The sequence below is a fragment of the Candidatus Sericytochromatia bacterium genome, from assembly GCA_035285325.1.
Lineage (GTDB): Bacteria > Cyanobacteriota > Sericytochromatia > S15B-MN24 > JAQBPE01 > JAYKJB01.
Genome location: JAYKJB010000107.1, coordinates 1 through 6,398, shown reverse-complemented (window position 1 = coordinate 6,398; position 6,398 = coordinate 1). Strand labels below are relative to the sequence as shown.

Below are 6,398 nucleotides of genomic sequence, written 5' to 3'. Positions count from 1 at the left end.
AGAATACTGCCGGGGAGACCCGGTGGGAAGGTAGCCCGCCGCCAGGACCTTTAAGATTCCACCGCAAGGTGTGAACCTGGCCCCCCGTTCCCCGCAAGGGTTGAGCGGGGGGTTGGTCTTTTGGGGGTAAATCTGGCCGGCAAGCTGTGGTGGCGAGACGGGAGACCAGAACCTCGGAGGCTGGTGATGGGCAAGCGTAAGCGCGGCCGCGCGCGACGACGGGCTGCAAGGCGCCAGGCGCTTCAGAACCCTGGTCCCCCCGCTCGTCTGGCTGGGCGCTGGTCGGGGGATTGGGCGGATCGCTGGTTGTTACCCGCTATGCCTTATCTGTTCGTGTTGCTGATTGTCGGCGACGAAGGGGCGCTCCGGGTTGGCTGGTGGGTCGGTCTGGTGGTGGCGCTTCTGCTGTTGGGGGGAGGTCTCTGGGCCAAGGTCCGCTGGGGCCCTGGCATCGCGGGCCTGCGGCCGTTGCTGGTTCGGCGGGCCTACTGGGGCGCCGTGCTGGTGGCGACGCTGGCTGGCCTGGGGGCCTACTGGCTCGGGGTGTGCCTCGATGAACAAGCCTGGGTCGGCCTGCGCGTGGTGTGGGTATGGGGACCGACCTTTGCCGTGTACGGGTTGCTCTTCGGAGGCCCTTCGCTGGTTTCGGCCTGGGATGACTGGCGCCGCGGACGCACCGGATGTCCGTAGGTTTCTGGCTTTGCTCGCTTGCCAGCGCGTCCCTTCCGCGGCGTCTTGTTTACTTCACCGGGTGGTCCGGCGCTCGGCGCTTCACGCGGCGGATGCGAAAAGGCCCTTCGACTTTTTCTTGGAAATTCAAGCGGTTTCCGTCATCAGATAGATTGGGAGCCTTCGTCGTGTTGCCCTGGATGCTGCGATCACCACAGGCGTTTCGCAGGTGCCGTCAATGGTGGCGCGTCGCCTCGTCAGCACACGCACCCCTCGGCTGCTGCTGGGGGCCACCGCGCGTGTGAAGAACAGCGACAGCCCGTCCCTCGAGAGGGGGCCAGCGTATTCCCGGTTCGGCGTGTTGACCTGGGCCAGCCCCCTGTCGCTGTCAGGCGACGGGGCGACCACCCCCTAGTGATATCACGCTGCAAGCCTGGCTTAAACGATTACTCAGGGAAGCACATTTCTGGGAGGGAGCTAATTCTCCGGCTGTCATCTGAGTCCACCCCTTGTTAATGGTTAAGCGATGATTAATAATTAATGGTATTTTAGTTCCCGTTCGCCACGAGTGAAGGCTCCCCAATCTAGTCAGGTTATTTCGATGCAATTCATATGCGGTGATGGACTCAGGCTTGCCAAGGCTCGGGCTCTTTGCATAGGGCTTCTCGTGCTTTTCGCTTCCGGTGCTTGCGGACGTCCGCTCGGTGGCCAGACCGAGAAGTCTTCTCACTCGCAGGCGCTGTCGCTTGGGACCGGCCCGTTTCTTTGGGGCGTCTCTACCGCCGGTTACCAATGGGAGGGGCAAGACAATACCTCTCAGTGGGCGGCTTTCGACGCCGCTGGAAAAACTGCGGAGCGGAATTTGCGTGGCGCGGATGGCCTCGTTCGATATGACGAGGATTTGCGCTTGGCGAGAGGCCTCGGTTGCAATGCCTTCCGCACCAGCATTGAGTGGTCGCGCATCGAACCCCGAGAAGGGCAGCGTGATCCGGCAGCGATCGCCCACTATCACAGCTTGCTACGTTCGATGCGGGCTGAGGGGCTTGAACCCATTATCACGCTCATGCACTTCAGTTATCCCGCCTGGCTCGATGCGCAGGGCGGCTGGGAAGGTCAGGCAGCCCCTAAGGCCTTTGCCAGGCACGTGGCCTTTATCGCTAAGGAGTTCGGCCAAGAGGTTCGCTGGTGGTTGACCTTCAATGAACCTAATATCTTTCTGCTCGGTTGGCTCACTCCGGCATTTCCACCGGGTAAGCGCAATTCCTTGGGCGCCGTGCGCGTCGTCAATCGGCTCGTGGAGGCCCATCAAGACGCCTACGACGCCATCCACGCCCACGATCCCGACGCCATGGTGTCCTTCAATATGTACACGGCAGAGTGGAGTTTGGGGCAGCCGCCGCTTGGCAGGGTTGAGTCAGCGAGCGAGCAAACTGAACGGCGCCTACTAGAGGAGGAGACGATTCACGATGCCTTTGGCCGTGGCGGTCGCAAGGTGGATTATGCTGCTCTGGACTACTATGCCAAGATTTACCTCTCGCTTCCGGTTCGGTTTCCTCGTCCCGACCAGTGGGAGGTTCATCCGGAAGGCCTCTACAAAGCCATCAAGCGTTTTTACGTCCGCTATAAACTACCCGTACTGATTGCCGAGAATGGCATGGCAACAGGAGACCTGGCTCCTCGATCCGATGGTTGGACGCGAGCGGCTTACCTTCGAGCGCATATCGCTCAGGTGCAGCGCGCCCAGGCGCAAGGGGTCCCTGTCATCGGGTATGTCCACTGGTCCATCACCGACAATTACGAGTGGGGTTCTTTTTCCCCTCGTTTTGGTCTGTTTAGCGTCGATTGCCGTCAACAGCGCTTCACTCGGGTGCGAACGGAGGGGGCTGATGCCTATGCCGAGTTGATTCGCATGGCTGGGCTCACCAGGTCGCAAGCGCCTTGAACCTCAGCGTGCCGGGCGCTTTCCCGCGGCATCGTACGCCCCTGAGAGGCAATCTTTCGGATCATTCGCTTCGCTTTACAAGTCGGCAGGCTTCAGGGTAGGCTCTTGGCCATGCAGACGAACGGGCCTGCGGCCACCTTCGACGCGCATCACCCCACCCGCGTGGGTGGGTGGCGAATGCACCGAAAGCGCGCTGCCAAACTCCATCTGACCGTTCGGCTAATCCTCCACCTGCTGTGACCATCTACCGAGCCCTGCTGGGCTCGGTTTTTTTCTTGGAGACCATCCCCGATGCTGAAATTTCTGCCCAAAGACCTGAGTTTTTTCGAACTGCTCGAGGCCTCCGCGGCGCGTATTTACGATGCCACTTGCGAATTGCAGCGCTTCGTCGCGGGTGATGCCGCTGCCGGTGAGGCCCTGCGCGAACGCCGTAGGGCGGAGCACCGTCGCGAGGGGCCCACTTATGCGTTGATCGACAAGCTTAACGGCACCTTCTTGACACCGCTCGATCGCGAGGACCTGCATGATCTTGCTTTTCGCCTGGACGACATTCTGGATGCCGTTCTGATCTCTGCCGATCGTGTGACGCTATACCGCATTGAGGCTTATGCCGGCCACGTCCCTGCGATGCTGGCGCTTCTGATGGGAACACAGGGGCCGTTGCAGGCTGGCTTGGTGGCGTTGCGTTCGCCTCAGACGCACGCCCTGGCCCTGGAGCAGGCCCGCGTGTTGCACGGCCTCGGACTGGAGGGTGATGATCTGCATCACCAGGCGCTCGCGGCCCTCTATGCCATTCCAATGGAAGGCCCCCAGCTGGTGCTAGAGGCGATCAAGCTCAAAGAGATCTACGACCAGCTCAAACGCGCCTTGGATGCAGCAGAGGACGTCGCGGACATCCTGCACGCGATTGTTGTCAAGAACGCCTGAGGCCAGACCCCATGAGCATGGCTCTGATTCTCCTTGCCACCATTGTGGCGCTGGCCCTTTTCTTTGATTTCATCAACGGTTTCCACGACACCGCCAATGCGATCGCCTGTTCGGTCTCCACTCGCGTCTTGACGCCCGCGGTTGCCATCGCCCTGGCGGCTTCCATGAATCTGTTCGGGGCTCTTGTCAGCACCAAGGTTGCGGCCACGATCGGGAAGGGCATCTTGGTGCCCGCCTTCGTCACGCCGGAACTGGTCATCGCGGCTCTGCTCTCAGCCATTGGCTGGAATCTCCTCACCTGGTGGTGGGGATTGCCGTCCAGTTCAAGTCACGCACTGATCGGGGGCGTGGCTGGTGCGGGTTTCGCTGCCGGTGGGGCCGCGGCCTTGAAGCTTGACGGGCTTCTGAAGATCGTTCAGTCACTGCTCGGCTCGCCCTTGCTGGGGTTCGTGCTCGGAGCAGGCTTGATGTTGTCACTGTACCTGATCTGTCGCTGCTGGGCACCCGGTACGGTCCGTCAGACCTTCCGCCCCATGCAGGTGCTGGCGGCGGCTTTCATTTCGTTTACCCATGGAATGAACGATGCCCAGAAGAGCATGGGCGTGATTCTGCTGGCCCTGATCGGGGCAGGGGCACTGGGGGGCGGGGCTGAGGTGCCGCTCTGGGTCAAGCTCAGCTGCGCCATCGCCATGGCGGGGGGCACTGCGGTAGGTGGATGGAAGATCATCAAGACGATGGGGACCAAGATCGTCAAACTGCAACCCATCAACGGCTTTGCGGCCGACTTCACCTCGGCCAGCGTGATTCTAGGGGCTTCGAGCCTGGGGCTTCCCGTGTCGACCACGCACGTGGCCGCGAGTTCGATCTTGGGCGTCGGAAGCACCCGGCGCCTGTCAGCCGTTCGCTGGGGCGTGGCAGGCACCATGGTGTTGGCCTGGATCTTCACCATTCCAATCACCTTCACGCTCTCGGCTGGGATGTACGGGATCGTGAAGACTCTGCAAAGCAGTCCTGCGGCTCTTCAGCACGCAAGTGGTGTGAGGGCGCGACCATGACGCTAGTGGACCTTTCTCGTGCCCCATCCGCCGGAGAACTGGTGGTGTCGGGCTTGGCGCTGCTCGATCCGGATCCGGTGGCCTGCGATCTGACGTTGGCGGCTCTGCGAGCAGGTAACCTGGCGCCGCTCGTCCTGCACGATCCGCGCGAGGCCCTGACACTGGCGCGCGATGGGAGCCTGGACTTGATTGTGGCTGAAATGCGACTTCCCGTCCTTGATGGGCTGATCTTGTTGGAACTGTTGCGCGAGCAGGCGCCGACGGTTCAGGTAATTTTCGTGGCCGCTCAGGCCACCCGGCACGAAGTTTTGCAGGCCTTGCGTCGCGGCAGGGCTTTTGATTTCTTTTTGAAACCCCTGGTGCAGCCACAAGAGCTGATCTTGTCGATCCACCAGGCTTTGCAGCGTAAAGCCGCACTGGAACTCGGGCGCCCGCAGAAGGCCCAAGGCAATCCGGGCCTGAGTCCGCGCGAACTCGCGGTGGCTGAATGGCTGGTGGCCGGCGTACCACCTCAGGAGATCGCGCGGCAGCTCGGGTTGAAGGAAAAATCTGTGCGCAACACCCTCTCCAGCTTGTATCAGCGGTTAGGGGTCAATGGTCGCACAGAAGCCGTTCTTCGTTGTCTGTCGCTGGGGGTGAGCGCAAAGCGCCTTCCAACCGTGAAGCCCTAGTCCCCTCACCCTCCCTGAGGAATCCGGATGCGGTCGGCCCCGCAGACGAGTTCGAGGTCCCGTCGCCATACTCGAGCTCCCCAGGCCGCCTTGCGGGTCAGGTGCGGTTCGAGACCCGCGAGTTCCACGCCAGATAGATGAATGGTGAGGGGCTCGTGGCGAGAACCTGGGCTCACCGCTTCCAGCACGGCGGTCTGGTGATGCGCGCGGTCGAGCACGTCTGCCAACCTCACGATGGCAGCCAACCGCAGGATCCTTTTCAGGTCAGGCCGACGCAGGGCTTCGAGACCGCGGGGATTGCGCTTGCGATGATTGAGCACCAGCAACCCGACATCCCTACGGAGTGACGCGGGCCAGGCGTCCGTGAGGGCATCGTGCATCACGAGGTAGCGGCCGTGACGGTGGTGATACTCCGGGTCGATCAGGGCCCCGATGTTGAGAAGATAAGCGGCAGCCAGTACGGGGGACCAGTCCTCACGCTGGATTCCGCTGAAGTACCGGGTGGTGCTGAGCAAGCGTTCACATAGCCGTGACACACACTCCGCGTGGGCGGCATGGGCTTGGTATTTCACCACCAGTGCACGACATGTCGCCCGCAGCGCCGGCGACAGGGCCTCGTCGTCTGCCACGGGTCAGGTTTCCTGGGGTTTCAATTGGCCCCGCCCCGTCCGTCCGTGGCCCCCCTCCGTATCATCGGGCCTCCCGGCGAACAAGGTGCTGGGTTGGTGCCCCCAGGTTCGCTCGTAGGTGAGCAGATGACAGAGCGAGTTCCATCGAGCCATCTCTTCGTTCACGGGATTCCTCCAATGCGCGCCAGGCGCCTGATCGGTTCTTTCATGGTGGCTTGAGGACGCCATAGGGGTGCAAGGGTCCTTTCTCAAACCTTAACTTTTGATGGGGTTTCAGGCCCTGAAAACAAGGACATCTGTCCTGCGGCGCGGCGGGATGACTGCCTCAATGGCCGCGTTCAAGCCAACGGACGCCGGCAGGTCCAGCGATAGACGATTGGCAGCAAGTAGAGCGTCAGCGCGGTGGAGCTGAACAGCCCGCCGATCACCACCCAGGCCAGCGGGCGCTGGATTTCCGCGCCGATGCCGCTGCTCAGGGCCAGCGGCACGAGTCCCAGGCTGGCCA

Annotated in this window: 6 protein-coding genes; 5 read left to right on the top strand and 1 reads right to left on the bottom strand. The window is 62.0% G+C overall.

Going from position 1 to position 6,398, the window contains the following annotated elements:
• The first annotated feature begins 318 nt into the window (after positions 1-318).
• From VKP62_13630 to VKP62_13610, 5 genes are all read left to right on the top strand, one after another.
• A complete protein-coding gene (locus VKP62_13630) occupies positions 319-690 on the top strand; it encodes a hypothetical protein (GenBank protein MEB3198236.1) in 372 nt (123 codons plus the stop codon).
• Between the two features lie 646 nt (positions 691-1,336).
• Complete coding sequence (locus tag VKP62_13625) at positions 1,337-2,611, top strand: family 1 glycosylhydrolase (GenBank protein MEB3198235.1); 1,275 nt, start codon at positions 1,337-1,339, stop codon at positions 2,609-2,611.
• Between the two features lie 291 nt (positions 2,612-2,902).
• A complete protein-coding gene (locus tag VKP62_13620) occupies positions 2,903-3,538 on the top strand; it encodes a DUF47 family protein (protein ID MEB3198234.1) in 636 nt (211 codons plus the stop codon).
• Between the two features lie 11 nt (positions 3,539-3,549).
• Positions 3,550-4,593, top strand: a complete 1,044-nt coding sequence (locus VKP62_13615; protein ID MEB3198233.1) for an inorganic phosphate transporter — start codon at positions 3,550-3,552, stop codon at positions 4,591-4,593.
• Positions 4,590-5,264 (top strand): response regulator transcription factor, encoded by a 675-nt coding sequence (locus VKP62_13610; protein MEB3198232.1) that lies wholly within the window; start codon positions 4,590-4,592, stop codon positions 5,262-5,264. The genes VKP62_13615 and VKP62_13610 overlap by 4 nt, the downstream gene beginning before the upstream one ends.
• A 5-nt stretch (positions 5,265-5,269) precedes the next feature.
• Here VKP62_13610 and VKP62_13605 read toward each other — a convergent pair whose 3' ends face one another.
• Positions 5,270-5,893 (bottom strand): hypothetical protein, encoded by a 624-nt coding sequence (locus tag VKP62_13605; protein ID MEB3198231.1) that lies wholly within the window; start codon positions 5,891-5,893, stop codon positions 5,270-5,272.
• Between the last annotated feature and the right edge of the window lie 505 nt (positions 5,894-6,398).